This is a genomic window from Cytobacillus sp. Hz8 (assembly GCF_042263505.1).
Lineage (GTDB): Bacteria > Bacillota > Bacilli > Bacillales > Cytobacillaceae > Bacillus_BE.
This window is the reverse complement of record NZ_JBHKFI010000009.1, coordinates 137,660-150,532: the sequence shown is the minus strand read 5'-3', so window position 1 is coordinate 150,532 and position 12,873 is coordinate 137,660. Positions and strand designations below refer to the sequence as shown.

Genomic DNA, 12,873 nt, shown 5'->3' with positions numbered 1-12,873 from the left:
AAAGGAAGGGAAACCCTTCCTTTCGAAATTTAGCAATTTATAACACACTTGCGTATCCGTTATAAATCACACCACGATTGGCATCAACAGTAATATCTTGGCCATCCTTCAAAAGTGAAGTAGCATTTTCAACACCGACAATGACTGGGATACCAATGCTTAAGCCTACAACTGCAGCATGGCTGGTAAGTCCGCCTTCTTCAGTGATAAGGGCTCCGCATTTTTCAATAGCTGGAACCATTTCACGATCAGAACCTAGCGTTACCAAAATGGAACCTGCTGTAACTTTCTCTAATGCTTCTTGCGCATTCTTAGCAATAACCACTTTTCCATATGCTGATTTTCGTCCAATCCCTTGAGCTTTTGCTAGAATATCCCCAAGAACGTGGATTTTCATCATATTGGTTGTACCAACTTCTCCAGCAGGAACTCCAGCTGTAATCACGACTAAGTCCCCATGTTTGACAATGCCGCTATTTAAACTTTCTTGAACAGCAATATCAAGCATATCATCGGTTGAAGTTGATTTTTGCCCAATTTGAGGATATACGCCCCAAACTAAAGATAACCGGCGGCAAACATAATCGTTTGATGTTACAGCGATAATCGGAGCTTCTGGACGATATTTTGATATCATTCTTGCCGTATGACCGCTCGCTGTTGGAGTGATAATCGCATGAACATCTAAATTCAAGGCCGTATGGGCAACAGATTGTCCAATGGCATCGGTAATATTATGTTCATTATCTTTGCTTCTCTTTGAAAGAATCTCTTTATGATTTAAAGCAGTTTCAGCACGAGAGGCAATATTATGCATCGTTTGAACGGCTTCAACTGGGTATAATCCTGCAGCAGTTTCACCAGAGAGCATAATCGCATCTGTTCCATCAAAAATTGCATTTGCCACGTCACTTGCTTCTGCACGTGTTGGGCGAGGGTTTCTTTGCATAGAATCCAACATTTGTGTAGCTGTAATAACAGGTTTCCCTAATGTATTACATTTTTTAATTAATTGCTTTTGCACTAATGGAACTTCTTCAGCAGGAATTTCCACTCCAAGGTCTCCACGCGCAACCATTAAGCCGTCAGAGATTTCAAGAATCTCATCAATATTATCAACGCCCTCTTGGTTTTCAATTTTAGGAATAATATGAATATGGGTTGCTTTATTCTCTTCTAATAATTGACGAATTTCTAACACATCTGTTGTTCTTCTAACGAAAGATGCCGCAATAAAATCAATTCCTTGCTCAATCCCGAACTTAATATCATTGGCATCTTTTTCAGTAATTCCTGGTAAATTAACAGATACACCTGGAACATTTACACCTTTTTTATTCTTTAGGGTTCCACCATTTAATACTTTTGTTGTAATTTCGCCTGCATCTCGGTTAATATTTGTTACTTCAAGACCAATTAGACCATCGTCTAATAGAATTTTTGAACCCACATGGACATCATCAATTAAGCCAGCATATGTAACTGAGAATTTTTCTGTTGTACCTTCTACTTCAGTCATGGAAATAATGATATCTTGACCAGGAACAAGATCAATAGCACCATTTACCATATTATTTGTTCTAATTTCAGGTCCTTTTGTATCTAATAAAATGGCAACAGTTTTTCCAGTCTTTTCAGCCGCTTCGCGGATATTTTTAATTCTTTGGCCATGTTCATCATGGTCACCGTGAGAAAAATTCAATCTTGCTACGTTCATTCCCGCATCAATTAGTTCGGTTAATTTTTCAACACTTTCACTAGCAGGACCAATTGTACAAACTATTTTCGTTTTACGCATATTCAAAATTTCCTCCTGGTTAATTAGATTGAAAGTTCTTTCGATAATTTAAGTAAATCAAAGTTTATCGTATGTTTACGAGCTAAAGCTTCAATTATGTCGTAATCAACCAATTTATTTTGTTCAATTCCGACTGCACGACCGCCCTTGCCTTCAATTAAAAGTTCAACAGCTCTTGCCCCTAATCGACTTGCTAACACACGGTCAAATGCGGTTGGTGAGCCACCTCTTTGAATATGTCCTAAAACGGAAACACGCGTATCAAAGTCTGTAGCCTCTTTAATTTGTTGACCAATGTCCATACCGCTTGCCGCTCCTTCAGCAACCACAATAATGGAATGTTTTTTGCCACGCTCTACGCCTTTTTTCAAACGTTCAATAATATCATCCATATCATATCCTTCTTCAGGAATGAGGATTGTTTCAGCACCGCCAGCAAGACCTGCCCATAAAGCAATGTCCCCTGCATTTCTTCCCATAACTTCAATGACAAAAGTTCTTTCATGTGAAGTAGCTGTATCACGAATTTTGTCAATCGCATCAATAACTGTATTTAAAGCAGTATCAAAGCCAATCGTAAACTCCGTTCCAGGTATATCATTATCAATCGTACCAGGAACTCCCACACATGGAAATCCTTGCTCCGTTAATGCCTTTGCACCGCGATAAGACCCATCGCCGCCGATTACAACTAAACCATCTATTCCATGTTTCTTTAATTGTTCAATTCCCTTTTGCTGACCTTCTTTTGTTTTAAACTCCAAGCATCTTGCTGAGTAAAGACTAGTACCTCCACGATGAATAATATCACCTACAGAACCTAGTTCTAATCTCTTTATATTTCCACTGATTAAACCTGCATAGCCACCATATATTCCATATACTTCTAAATCATGATAAATTCCTTTTCTAACGACTGCCCGTACGGCAGCATTCATTCCAGGTGCATCTCCGCCACTAGTTAAAACGCCAATTCTTTTCATATGTATTCACCTCATTTTTTGTTAAAGCCTATCAAACAATCCCAAAATGTATTAGATATAAGCTTGATAATAATATTATTCATATTATCAATAAATAAAATACCCTGAAGGAATATCTATAAAATACCACGAAGGAAAGGGCTCCACAACTAAATACAATATATTGTCAAATAGACATAATTGTCAGTGAAATGGAAGCGTTTCAAAAGTAAAAATCTGTTATTCCATTCAATCGTTACTAAGTTTAAGAATGTAATAATAGAAGCAATAAGAAAAACGCACAGAGGAATGTACGTTTTTTAATATACCCTAGTATTTTCTTTATTAATGGAGAATTCACCAATTGCTTTATATTTTTCATAACGAAGGGATAATAATTCTTCGACGGATAGATTTCGAAGTTCTTTTAACGAAAGATAGAGAATTTCTTTAATGGATTCTGCTTGTTTCTTTACATCCTTATGGGCACCGCCCTTCACCTCAGGAACAATTTCATCGATGACACCCAGTTCCTTTAAATCAGGAGCGGTTATTTTCATTGTCTCAGCTGCTTTTTTTGCCTGAGAAGCGTCCTTCCAAAGTAAAGCTGCTGCACCTTCTGGAGAAATAACCGAATAAGTAGAGTTCTCAAGCATATGAATCCGGTCACCCACACCTAATGCAAGGGCACCGCCACTTCCGCCTTCACCAATAACAATACAAACAATTGGAACGGTCAATCCAGCCATTTCGAAAAGATTTCTTGCAATGGCTTCACTTTGTCCTCTTTCCTCCGCTGCTTTTCCAGGATACGCACCTTTAGTATCAATAAAACAAATAATCGGACGATTGAATTTCTCTGCTTGCTTCATTAAACGTAACGCTTTTCTGTAACCTTCTGGATGTGGCATACCAAAGTTTCTTCGGATGTTTTCTTTCGTATCTCTTCCCCGCTGATGACCAATGACCGTAACAGACAAACCATTAAATTTCGCAATACCACCAACAATCGCTTCGTCGTCGCCAAAAGTACGATCTCCATGGCATTCAAAAAAATCAGTGAACAAATAAGGGATATAATCCAGAGTCGTTGGTCTGCTTTGGAGTCTCGCAATTTGCACTCGATTCCACGGCTCTATATTTTGATAGATTTCCTTTTCTAGTTTTATTAAACGTGCTTCTAATTTTTCAATTTCATCAGATAAGTCCACATCAGCAGTTTGGGTAAACTCTTTTAATTCTGTGATCTTTTTTCTTAGCTCAATAATAGGTTTTTCAAATTCTAATTCTCCTACCATTCAAGCATCCCTCCTGTCTGATGTAAATTTAAAATCAAGGATATTTTTTCCTTCAACTCAAGTCTTGAAACAACAGCATCCAGCTGACCATGCTTCAATAAAATTTCAGCTGTCTGAAAATCCTCAGGTAATTCTTCTCGAATTGTTTGTTCAATAATTCTTCGCCCTGCAAATCCAATTAGCGCTCCTGGTTCGGCAAAATTGTAATCACCAAGAGAAGCAAAGCTTGCAGACACACCACCAGTTGTAGGATGAGTCATGATTGAGATGATAAGCCCGCCATTATCACTAAACCTCTTAAGGGCTACACTGGTCTTTGCCATTTGCATTAAGCTTAATACGCCTTCTTGCATTCGAGCACCACCTGAAGCGGTAAAAATAATAAATGGAACAGAGAGCTCATCTGCCTTCTCAATTGCCCTAGTTATTTTTTCACCAACAACGGACCCCATGCTTCCCATTCGAAAACTTGAATCCATTATAGCGAGAACAATTTGAATTTCTTCAACCTCTGCTATTCCTGTAACCACGGCTTCATTCAAATTGGTTTTTTCTTTATCTTTCTCGAGCTTTTCTAGATAATCAGGAAATTGCAATGGATTGACAGAAATCATTTCCTTGTCTAACTCTTGAAAAGTTCCTAGGTCCACAAAGCTTTCTAAGCGTTCCTGAGCATTCATAGGGTGGTGATATCCACACTCGATACAAACCTTCCCGTTCTTTATCAGTTCTTTTGTATACATAATTTTTTTACAATTAGGACATTTCGTCATTATTCCTTCTGGAACATCATTTTTTGCCCTCTCAGTAGGAATCGTTGCATACTTTTTCTTTTTTTGTTTTGTCGTAAATATGTCTTTAAGCAAGGTTAAACCTCCCCCGTTAAATTGCAATCGAAAGAAATTGTTCGATTCTGTAACTGGTCAGACCACTAATAAAAAATAAACACCTATAAGCATAGGTTTTTTCATGTATATTATTCCATTTTAGAATACAAGCTTATGGAAATCTACGGTAATATGTCTTAAAGATTCGACAAATTCCTTAGCCTGCTATAACAATTATTAATGATTTCTACATCTTTTGTCAAAATTGCATCAACTAATTTTAGATAATCTTCTTTTGAAGACTTATTTTTTTCAAAGTCCAGGGAGTTATAATAGTCTTTTAAAATAAGCCAAATTCGCAAGAATAAGTGATTATCTGCGAGCTTCACAATGGTTAAAAAAAATTCATCATCCTGAAATGCTGTATTCTTAACCCAATTTTTAAAATGATGGATTTGTTCCTCATTATTTCTTTGTAGGAGCAGTCTTAAACAATTCATCTCAATTAAAAATTTTGTTTCTTGAACATCTTTTTTGGCTTGTTCGTCTTGCAAGATAAAAGTACTTAGGATGTGAACAAGTTGATGATTTCGAAAATCTTTAAGGAACGTTCCTTCGCCAACTTTCGTTTCAATCAAACCTAAAAGCTCAATCGATCTTAATGCTTCACGAACGGAAGAGCGCCCAACATTTAGGCGCTCTGATAATTCGCGTTCAGATGGGATTTTATCCCCTGGCTTTAGACCATCTAGCTCGATTATGTTCCGCAATTCACTTACAATTTTAATATATACTTTCGAATGGCTTGAAGTTGCACTCATATTATGGCACCCACTTTACTTGATGCTAGCCAACTCACTTGTTCTTTTCTTTATTTCTTCAGGATCAACCTTAACTCTTGCTACTCCTGTTTCCATCGCTGCCTTGGCAACAGCTGAAGCTACTTCTGGTGCGACCCTTGGATCAAATGGTGCAGGAATGACATAATCAGGGTTAAGCTCTTCCTCCTTAATTAAGCTTGCAATTGCTTCAACGGCAGCCACTTTCATTTCCTCATTGATATGAGTGGCCCGCACATCAAGTGCACCTCGGAAAATCCCTGGGAAAGCAAGAACATTATTCACCTGATTCGGATAATCGGATCGTCCAGTTCCAACAACTTTTGCACCTGCTTGTTTCGCAAGGTCAGGCATTATCTCCGGATTTGGATTTGCCATCGCAAAAATAATCGGATCCACATTCATGAAATGTACCATCTCAGGAGTTAACGCTCCTTCTGCAGAAACCCCAATGAAAACATCGGCATTTTTAATGACATCTGATAAACTGCCTTGGATATTCTCGCGATTAGTAAATTTCGCTACCTCTTCTTTTATATCATTCATCCCGAAAGGACGACCTTCATAAATTGCCCCTTTTGTATCACACATAATGATGTCTCGAACACCATAACTATATAATAATTTAATAATTGCAATACCCGCAGCACCTGCACCACTGGCGACAACTTTAATTTCATTCATTTTTTTGCCAACAATTTTTAAAGCATTGACAAGCCCTGCAACTGTCACAATCGCAGTTCCATGCTGATCATCATGAAAAACAGGAATATTAGCTTCCTTCTTTAATCTCTCCTCGATTGCAAAGCAGTTTGGAGCAGCAATATCTTCGAGATTGACTCCACCAAAGGTAGGTTCTAATAACTTAACCGTTTCAATGATTTTTTCAACATCTGTTGTATTTAAACAGATAGGAAATGCATCTACCCCAGCAAAACTTTTAAATAAAACAGCTTTACCTTCCATAACCGGTAATGCTGCTTCTGGACCGATATTCCCTAAACCAAGGACAGCTGTTCCATCAGATACAACGGCGACCATATTGCCCTTCATTGTATATTCATAAACGGTTTCCGGTTTCTCATAGATCACTTTACAAGGTTCCGCAACTCCTGGAGAGTAAGCAAGACTTAAATCCTTTGCATTCTTCACTGGAACCTTTGATTTTGATTCCAATTTTCCTTTATTGATTCTGTGCATATGCAATGCTTCTTCACGCAATGTCAAACGATTCACCCCACAAATAAATTCATGTGGTCAGACCACATTTACAATAATACAATCCTTTTATATTGTAAAGAATGAAATTACATTCTTAATATAACGTTCTTTTCCCCTAATAAGTTTTTCATTTCGGTAATGCATGTATCTGATGCACTTACGCGGTCATTTTTACCGAGCCGAATCGTTTTCCGTGAACTTTCATAAAATAAAATAACTTCTATATTTCCCCTATTTTGTGCTATTACATTTTTTAATTTTTTTAGATGATCAATAGTCTCTATACTTTTTTCGACCTTTAAATACAAAACCCTTTTTTGTTTTTCATTATTTTTGATTTCATTCTCAATTAAGTTGCCTTTTTGAATAATGAATTGTTGATTGCCAAGTCTTTCTTCCAGTTTACCAGAAACAATCAGAATTTGTCCTTGTTTTATTAATGAACTTAATTGTGAATAAGGATTAGGAAATAAAACAGCTTCCATATCACCGCTTTGGTCACTTACTTTTAAGAATGCCATAGCATCCCCTTTTTTCGTTCGAATCTTCTTAACTTCAGAAATGAGGACAATAAGCTTTTCTTGCTTTCCATTCAAGGTTAAATCCGTTATTTGCTTCGCACCAAGTAAATGATAATGAGAATCATATACAGAAACAGGATGACTAGATAAGTATTGCCCTAACACAGCCTTTTCAAATTGAAGCTTATCCTGAAGTCCGATTGGATCTACTTCTACATATTTCGGCTTAATAAAAAATTCATCTTCTGAAAATAGTCCCATTTGATTGACCTCTAGCGGTTTTACAAGTTCAGCATGCTCGATTGCCACATCAAGGCTCGCTAATAACACAGCCCGGTCTACCCCAAACTCATCGAAGCTTCCGGAATGAACCATTGCCTCTAATATCTTGCGATTCAAATTCTTTGACGGAACCCGGATACAGAAATCAAACAAATCCTGAAATTTCTTTGTTTTCCGTACTTGAAAAATATCTTTAAGAGTTGAAACGCCAATTCCCTTAATGGCAGCAAGACTATATCTGATAGCACCTTTTTCAACTAAAAAAGAAAAACCGCTTTTATTGATGGACGGACCTAAGATTGCAAGATTCATTTCTTTTAATTCTCTTGTATATTCAGCTATTTTCGCATCATTTCCAATAACGGCTGATAATAAAGAAGCCATAAAATAAAGAGGATAATGCGCTTTTAAATAAGCCAGCTGATAGGCAATCATACTATAGGCAACGGCATGACTACGATTAAAACCATAATTCGCAAATTTTACAATTAAGTCGTAGATCGTATGAGCTGTTTCCTCATTATAGCCATTTTTCAAAGCACCTTGGACAAAATGATTTCTTTCTTTATCTAAAACTTCCCTTTTCTTTTTGCTGACAGCTCTCCGTAATAAATCAGATTCACCTAAAGAGAAACCAGCCATTTTTGAAGCAATTTGCATAATCTGTTCCTGATAAACAATTACCCCATACGTATTTTCTAAAATCGGTTTTAAATCTGGATGGGGATAATGGATCGGAGCCTGACCTAGTTTTCTCTCAATAAACAACGGGATATTTTCCATAGGCCCTGGTCGATAAAGAGCATTAACCGCCACAATATCCTCAAAGCGGCTCGGTTTTAATCTTCTTAGAACATCTCTCATGCCATCTGACTCAAATTGAAATACACCTGTTGTTGTTCCTTTACTCATTAATTGAAATGTCAGTTCATCATCAAGAGGAATCGATTTAATATCTACCTCTACACCCGTTTTTCTTTTAATTTGGGTTAAGATGGATTCAAGTAAGGATAAATTTCGCAGCCCTAAGAAATCCATTTTTAATAGACCTAAATCTTCAAGATGCTCCATCGAATATTGAGTGAGATGAACCCCGCCAGACCCACGCTGGATGGGAATAACATTAACCAATGGATCTTCACTAATCACCACACCAGCAGCATGTGTAGAAGTATGCCTTGGCAAGCCTTCCAATTTCATCGCAGTTTCAAACAACTGACGATTCGACGGGCTTGCTTCAACAAAGTCTTTTAATCCACTAGATTCACGATAGGCGCTCTCTAAAGAAATGCCCAGTTTAGATGGTATCAGCCTTGACAATTGATCTAATTCTTTAGTATTTAAACCATAGGCCCTCCCAACATCACGAATTGCCGCCTTCGCAGCTAAAGTCCCAAACGTGATAATTTGAGCTACATGAAGCTCTCCATACTTGCTTGATACATAACGAATGACCTCTTCACGACGATGGTCTGGAAAATCAATATCAATATCCGGCATCGTAATCCGTTCTGGATTTAAAAACCGTTCAAACAGCAAATGATAGCGAATGGGGTCAATTTCTGTAATAAATAAAACATAGGCCACCATGGATCCTGCTGCTGAACCCCTTCCAGGACCAGTAAAAATGCCATTTTCTCGTGAAAACTTCATGAAATCCCAAACGATGAGGAAATAATCACTAAATTTCATCTGTTTAATAACACGAAGCTCATATTTAAGCCTTTTTTTATGCTCTTCTGTTGGATGAGGATATCTCACTTGAAAACCTTGATAACAAAGATCCTCTAATAAATCATATGATGCTTGTCCGTCTTTAGTTGGATATTTTGGCAAACTTTTTTTGCCTATCTCAATCATAACATTGCATTTTTCGGCAATATGAAGCGTATTTTCTAACGCGTTAGGGATACTTGAAAATAATTCGGCCATTTCATTTGCAGTTTTTAAATAGTACTCATCGCTTTCCAGTCGCTCACGAGCTTCATCCTGCAGCTTGTCCCCATTTTTAATCGCTAAAAGACATTCATGAGAGCGCGCATCCGATTGATTTAAATAATGAACATGATTCGTAGCCACTACTTCAAGACTTTCTTCCTGTGCCATTTCTAAGATTTTTTTGACCCTCAGCTTTTCCTCATGCAAACCATGATCTTGCACCGCTAAATAAAAGTTTTCCTTTCCAAAAAGGCCAGCAAATAAAAGTGCTAATTCCTTTGCCAACTCATTCTCACCATTGCTTAGAAAACTTTCAATTTCTCCCTCGTTACCAGGCGTTATCGCAATTAATCCAGCCGTATAATGCTTTAGCCATTTTACCGGAATACCATTGGACGATTTCGTTTGGACAGCACTTGAAATCTTCATTAAATTATGAAAGCCTTCTTGATTCTTTGCTAAGAGAACCAAAGGAAAGGAACTATTTTCTTGATAAATACTCAAAATATCAGCTGTTAAGCCAATAATAGGCTTAATTTTATTTTTTAAGCATTCTTTATAAAACGTAATTGTCCCATACATCACGTTTCTGTCCGTCAAAGCCAGTGCCCTATATCCCTTTTGTTTTGCATCCGCAACCAGTTCATCAATTTTAGCCGTACTTGTTAATAAACTATATGCACTATAAACATGAAGGTGTATAAACGACATTTTCATCACACCCTTATCAACTTCTTCGTATTTTTATTATAAACTCACCATTTAAAAAGGAAAGTATGTTCTACTACTTATTCGCATATTTGCCGTTGTTTGTCCATATGATGAAGTATTAATATTAAATCTCTGATCTCCATTGTAAGGATGGTTGCCATGGAAAACGAAACATTTTTCCCTCACTTATTTGATAGCTATTTCATTGCACTCGGTGTTCTTCTTGGTGGAACTTTAATCGGGGGACTTTCGGCCTTTATAACAGGAAAACCGCCCCTAACAGAAATGATTCGCATTTCTTCTTCAATTAGAATTTGGGCGATTATTGCTGCCATTGGTGGAACATTTGACACAGTATATAGTTTTGAAAGAGGATTTTTAGAAGGAGAGACAAAAGATATTTTCAAGCAATTTTTATTAATTTTATCCGCAATGGGTGGAGCGCAAACTGGTGCAATTATTATTAATTGGTTAACCCAGGAGCAAATATAACGATGAGAATTCCACCTATCTATAAGCGCGCATCCTGGCAGCGATTATTTGCAGGCATGGCTATTGGCGGCATGATAAGCTGGTGTTTATTCCTTTATATTTTTGGGGAATGGCAAAATGAATATAGCAAAACCATTGATGATCAGGAGAATGAAATACAAGATTTAAAAAAAGATAAAATCATTTGGCAGCAGGAATTCCAAAAATTAAATAAAGAAAATCGAGAAAAATTAACGGTCCAAAAAATAAAAATCCATATAACCAATAGTGAAAAATATCGACTAAATACCTTTGATGAATTTGAAATTGAAGAAAAGATTAAGGAAGATATTTACATGCTTTTAGCAAAAGATATTGAAACAGCCTTTAATAGCCGGGATTTAATTACGAAAGTAATCGAAAATCAAACCTTTAAGGTTCACGGTAAACGCTATAAATTAGAGGTTAGAGAAATTGTCTTTTATACAACGCTGTCCGTTAATCTCCATATTCATTTAGATAACTAGTTTCAGGCTTCCTCAAAAAAGAGGATAGCCTGATTCTTTTCATTAATATTCTTTACAAGCTCCCTCTAAATCTTCGATGACATTCTTCACAGAATCCCAGGAATAAATGGTAGCCCCTGATGCCAGAGGATGTCCTCCCCCATTGTATTTTCGAGCAATACCATTGATGACAGGTCCTTTCGAACGTAAACGTACGCGAATTTGGTCCCCTTCTTCGATAAAGAAAACCCATGCCTTGATTCCTTCCACATCCCCTAAAGTACTGACAAGTAATGAAGCATCTGATGGCACCGTTTGAAATTTTTCTAATAATTCTTTATTAATGATGATGGACCCCACACCATTTTCACTTAATTTAAAATTTTGTAAAATATATCCATTTAATTTGATGACATTAAGTGGAAGTTCGTACATTTGATTAAATAATTCCGTACGAGAAAATGGAAATTGGATTAATTCTCCAGCAATTAAAAAGGTTTTGTCTGTTGTGCTTGGATATAAAAATCTTCCGGTGTCTCCCACAATTCCCGCAAATAATAATTTTGCAGCTTCAACAGATATTTCTAAGCCCGTTTCCTTTGCAAATTCATAAATCATTTCACTTGTTGAACTTGCAGAGGTTTCCACCCATAATAGATCTCCGTATGGATCCTCGTTAGGATGATGGTCAATTTTGATGATTTTTTCTCCAAGATGATATCTTTGATCACAAATCCGTTCTTCATTGGCTGTGTCACAGACAATGATAAGTGCCCCCATAAACACATCATCTTCTATTTTGTCAAGGCGACGTAAAAACTGCAACGACCGCTCTTCTTTTCCAACCGTGAAAATTTGTTTATTTGGAAAGTTCGTCTTTAATACTTCAGCTAATCCCCCTTGTGATCCGTAAGCATCCGGATCCGGTCTTACATGACGATGGATGATAATGGTATCAAACTTCTTTATTTCAGCTAAAATTTTTTCTTTCATGTTCTGCTCCCTTCAATCAGGTAATGTTTAATTAATAGCATATATCAGAAAAATACAAAAGCGACTGATATAGATATTTTTAAATAAAGCCAGTAAAATAGAAGGAGATTGTCGCAATTTGGAGGTACTAAAATGCCAGTTCTAGTCATTTTCATTATTCTTTCGTTTTCTTTTTATGTATTTTATAGGGTAAAAAGCTTTCGCAGTAAGCATCCAGCAGAAAAAAAATGGATTTCAGCTAAAGCGAGTATCGCATTAGGCTTGTTTGTCGCCTTATTTGGATTCAACGAGATTTTCCTTTATCAAACAACTCTTACCTATTTCGTTGCAGCTGTTTTTGTGGTAATCGGTTTATTAAGTGTCTGGGGCGGACTAAAAGCCTATAAATATTTTCTCCCTATTGCAATTAAAGAAGCGGAAGAGCTTAACCACAAATAAGTTTACTTTTTTTTATTTGAAAAAGCCTTGTCATTTTAAGGGACAAGGCTTTTGTTTTTTATCCCACT

The 12,873-nt window shown here is 36.8% G+C and carries 11 protein-coding genes; 3 read left to right on the top strand and 8 right to left on the bottom strand.

The genetic code is table 11. The features are described from left to right. Positions 1-37: 37 nt before the first annotated feature. From pyk to dnaE, 7 genes are all read right to left on the bottom strand, one after another. Positions 38-1,798 carry a pyruvate kinase gene (gene pyk / locus ACE38V_RS13055; RefSeq protein ID WP_375841744.1) on the bottom strand — a complete coding sequence of 587 codons (1,761 nt, stop codon included), beginning with the start codon at positions 1,796-1,798 and terminating at the stop codon, positions 38-40. A 23-nt stretch (positions 1,799-1,821) separates the two neighbouring features. Beyond that, positions 1,822-2,781 carry a 6-phosphofructokinase gene (gene pfkA, locus ACE38V_RS13050; protein ID WP_375841743.1) on the bottom strand — a complete coding sequence of 320 codons (960 nt, stop codon included), beginning with the start codon at positions 2,779-2,781 and terminating at the stop codon, positions 1,822-1,824. 299 nt (positions 2,782-3,080) lie between these two features. Beyond that, the gene (accA, locus tag ACE38V_RS13045; RefSeq protein ID WP_375841741.1) at positions 3,081-4,058 is read right to left on the bottom strand and encodes an acetyl-CoA carboxylase carboxyl transferase subunit alpha; all 978 of its coding nucleotides are present in this window, start codon (positions 4,056-4,058) and stop codon (positions 3,081-3,083) included. Beyond that, complete coding sequence (gene accD, locus ACE38V_RS13040) at positions 4,052-4,924, bottom strand: acetyl-CoA carboxylase, carboxyltransferase subunit beta (RefSeq protein ID WP_375841739.1); 873 nt, start codon at positions 4,922-4,924, stop codon at positions 4,052-4,054. Before accD ends, accA begins: the two co-directional genes overlap by 7 nt. A gap of 158 nt (positions 4,925-5,082) precedes the next feature. Next, positions 5,083-5,706: a FadR/GntR family transcriptional regulator gene (locus ACE38V_RS13035; RefSeq protein ID WP_375841737.1), complete on the bottom strand. Its 624-nt coding sequence runs from the start codon at positions 5,704-5,706 to the stop codon at positions 5,083-5,085. Positions 5,707-5,721: 15 nt separating this feature from the next. Then, on the bottom strand, positions 5,722-6,951 hold the full coding sequence (gene ystJ, locus ACE38V_RS13030; RefSeq protein ID WP_375841735.1) for an NADP-dependent malic enzyme: 1,230 nt from the start codon (positions 6,949-6,951) through the stop codon (positions 5,722-5,724). A gap of 80 nt (positions 6,952-7,031) precedes the next feature. Then, positions 7,032-10,397 (bottom strand): DNA polymerase III subunit alpha, encoded by a 3,366-nt coding sequence (gene dnaE, locus ACE38V_RS13025; RefSeq protein WP_375841732.1) that lies wholly within the window; start codon positions 10,395-10,397, stop codon positions 7,032-7,034. Positions 10,398-10,556: 159 nt separating this feature from the next. On the opposite strand from dnaE, the gene ytrH reads away from it, so the two are divergent. Together ytrH and ytrI are read left to right on the top strand one after the other, a co-directional pair. After that, a complete protein-coding gene (ytrH, locus tag ACE38V_RS13020; RefSeq protein WP_375841730.1) occupies positions 10,557-10,889 on the top strand; it encodes a sporulation membrane protein YtrH in 333 nt (110 codons plus the stop codon). Positions 10,890-10,891: 2 nt separating this feature from the next. Then, on the top strand, positions 10,892-11,395 hold the full coding sequence (gene ytrI / locus ACE38V_RS13015) for a sporulation membrane protein YtrI (RefSeq protein ID WP_375841727.1): 504 nt from the start codon (positions 10,892-10,894) through the stop codon (positions 11,393-11,395). Between the two features lie 42 nt (positions 11,396-11,437). Here ytrI and ACE38V_RS13010 read toward each other — a convergent pair whose 3' ends face one another. Continuing rightward, a complete protein-coding gene (locus tag ACE38V_RS13010) occupies positions 11,438-12,367 on the bottom strand; it encodes a DHH family phosphoesterase (protein ID WP_375841725.1) in 930 nt (309 codons plus the stop codon). Between the two features lie 132 nt (positions 12,368-12,499). Between ACE38V_RS13010 and ACE38V_RS13005 the strand changes: the two genes are divergently transcribed. Continuing rightward, positions 12,500-12,805, top strand: coding sequence for a YtpI family protein (locus ACE38V_RS13005; RefSeq protein ID WP_375841723.1), 306 nt, complete (start codon positions 12,500-12,502; stop codon positions 12,803-12,805). Positions 12,806-12,873: the final 68 nt, after the last annotated feature.

Bases quoted from the DNA above. Each gene is read 5' to 3' on its own strand.
- ACE38V_RS13035 (WP_375841737.1), bottom strand. From the start codon at position 5,706: ATGAGTGCAACTTCAAGCCATTCGAAAGTATATATTAAAATTGTAAGT.
- pfkA (WP_375841743.1), bottom strand. From the start codon at position 2,781: ATGAAAAGAATTGGCGTTTTAACTAGTGGCGGAGATGCACCTGGAATG.
- accA (WP_375841741.1), bottom strand. From the start codon at position 4,058: ATGGTAGGAGAATTAGAATTTGAAAAACCTATTATTGAGCTAAGAAAA.
- ytrH (WP_375841730.1), top strand. From the start codon at position 10,557: ATGGAAAACGAAACATTTTTCCCTCACTTATTTGATAGCTATTTCATT.
- ytrI (WP_375841727.1), top strand. From the start codon at position 10,892: ATGAGAATTCCACCTATCTATAAGCGCGCATCCTGGCAGCGATTATTT.
- pyk (WP_375841744.1), bottom strand. From the start codon at position 1,798: ATGCGTAAAACGAAAATAGTTTGTACAATTGGTCCTGCTAGTGAAAGT.
- dnaE (WP_375841732.1), bottom strand. From the start codon at position 10,397: ATGTCGTTTATACACCTTCATGTTTATAGTGCATATAGTTTATTAACA.
- ACE38V_RS13005 (WP_375841723.1), top strand. From the start codon at position 12,500: ATGCCAGTTCTAGTCATTTTCATTATTCTTTCGTTTTCTTTTTATGTA.
- ACE38V_RS13010 (WP_375841725.1), bottom strand. From the start codon at position 12,367: ATGAAAGAAAAAATTTTAGCTGAAATAAAGAAGTTTGATACCATTATC.